The sequence below is a fragment of the Micromonospora sp. NPDC049275 genome (assembly GCF_043197115.1).
GTDB lineage: Bacteria > Actinomycetota > Actinomycetes > Mycobacteriales > Micromonosporaceae > Micromonospora.
In genome coordinates this window covers 1-1,648 of record NZ_JBICSN010000028.1, presented here as the reverse complement: position 1 = coordinate 1,648, position 1,648 = coordinate 1, and the positions used below count along the sequence as shown (strand labels likewise).

2 protein-coding genes are annotated in these 1,648 nt (G+C 70.9%); both read right to left on the bottom strand.

The window, feature by feature from the left end:
- Window positions 1–144 precede the first annotated feature (144 nt).
- Window positions 145–861: a 50S ribosomal protein L1 gene (gene rplA, locus ACGFIE_RS33665; protein WP_363684275.1), complete on the bottom strand. Its 717-nt coding sequence runs from the start codon at window positions 859–861 to the stop codon at window positions 145–147.
- A gap of 78 nt (window positions 862–939) precedes the next feature.
- Window positions 940–1,371 carry a 50S ribosomal protein L11 gene (gene rplK, locus ACGFIE_RS33660; RefSeq protein WP_393302666.1) on the bottom strand — a complete coding sequence of 144 codons (432 nt, stop codon included), beginning with the start codon at window positions 1,369–1,371 and terminating at the stop codon, window positions 940–942.
- Window positions 1,372–1,648: the final 277 nt, after the last annotated feature.

Sequence of the window (1,648 nt, the reverse complement as noted above, 5' to 3'; positions counted from 1 at the left end):
CGCCCGGCCCGCCCCCCGGCGGCCGGGCGTGGCACCCCCACACCCCCCCCCCCCGGGGCGGCCGGGCCCCCCCCCCCCCCCCCCCCCGGGGGGGGGGCCCCCCCCCCCCCGGGGGCCCCGCCCCGGTACGAGCGAGCTGTCGGCTCAGGCCTCGGCCTGGTCCTCACGGAGGTTCTTCACCAGGTTCGGGTCGACCGGAACGCCCGGACCCATGGTGGTGGTGAGGATGACCTTGCGGAGGTACTTGCCCTTCGCCGCGGACGGCTTGGCGCGCAGCACCTCGTCGAGCACCGCCGCGTAGTTGTCCACCAGCTGGGTCTCCGTGAAGGAGGCCTTGCCGATGATCAGGTGCAGGTTGGAGTGCTTGTCCACCCGGAAGGTGATCTTGCCGCCCTTGATGTCCTGCACCGCCTTGGTGACGTCCATGGTCACCGTGCCGGTCTTCGGGTTCGGCATGAGACCGCGCGGGCCCAGGATCCGCGCGATCCGGCCGATCTTGGCCATCTGGTCCGGCGTGGCGATCGCCGCGTCGAAGTCGAGCCAACCACCCTGGATGCGGGCGACCAGCTCGTCGGTGCCCACCTCGTCGGCACCCGCGGCGGCGGCCTCTTCGGCCTTCGCGCCGCTGGCGAACACGATCACGCGGGCGGTCTTACCGGTGCCGTGCGGCAGGTTGACCGTGCCGCGGACCATCTGGTCCGCCTTGCGGGGGTCGACGCCGAGGCGCATGGCGACCTCGACCGTGGCGTCGAACTTGACGTTGGTGGTCTCCTTGGCCAGCTTCACGGCCTCGGAGGGGGTGTAGAGCTTCGACCGGTCGATGACGTCGGCGGCCTTGCGGTAGCTCTTGCTGCGCTGCATTGCTTGTTACTCCTGTGGTCTCTGGCGGGCCGCTCGGCGCGGGCCCTCCCACGGTCGGGTCGTCGGCAGGGCCGAACGTCAGTCGCTGACGGTGATGCCCATCGACCGGGCGGTGCCGGCGATGATCTTCTCGGCCTGCTCCAGGTCGTTGGCGTTGAGGTCGGCCATCTTCTTCTCGGCGATCTCACGCAGCTGGGCGCGGCTCACCGAGCCGACCTTCTCGGCCTGCGGGACGCCCGAACCCTTCTGCACACCGGCGGCCTTGATCAGCAGCCGGGCGGCGGGCGGGGTCTTCAGCACGAAGCTGAACGACCGGTCCTCGAACACGCTGATCTCGGCGGGGACGATGTCGCCCCGCTGGGACTCGGTCTGCGCGTTGTAGGACTTGCAGAACTCCATGATGTTCACGCCGTGCTGGCCGAGCGCGGGGCCGACCGGCGGCGCCGGCGTGGCCTGGCCCGCCGGCAGCTGAAGCGTGAACGTCTTGACGAGCTTCTTCTTCGGAGGCATGTCACTTCCTGGGGCTTGGAGCTGGGAAAATGCGGCCGTCGCCGCCCTCGGGACGCGCACGGTCAGCGCGGTGCGACAGCGGCGACGTTCAAGAGTAGCGCAGGCCGCAGCCCACTCGTCCGCCGAGGTCGAGAGGGAGGGCGTACGCCGACGTCGGGGGGGGGGCCGGCCCCCCCCCCCCCGCCCGGCACAAAATGGGGAACACGGTTTATTTTTTGTGCACCCCGGGGGGCCCGCCCCCAATCGACACACCAAACCAGATCAGAATCGGGGGGGC

Bases quoted from the DNA above. Each gene is read 5' to 3' on its own strand.
- rplA (WP_363684275.1), bottom strand. From the start codon at position 861: ATGCAGCGCAGCAAGAGCTACCGCAAGGCCGCCGACGTCATCGACCGG.
- rplK (WP_393302666.1), bottom strand. From the start codon at position 1,371: ATGCCTCCGAAGAAGAAGCTCGTCAAGACGTTCACGCTTCAGCTGCCG.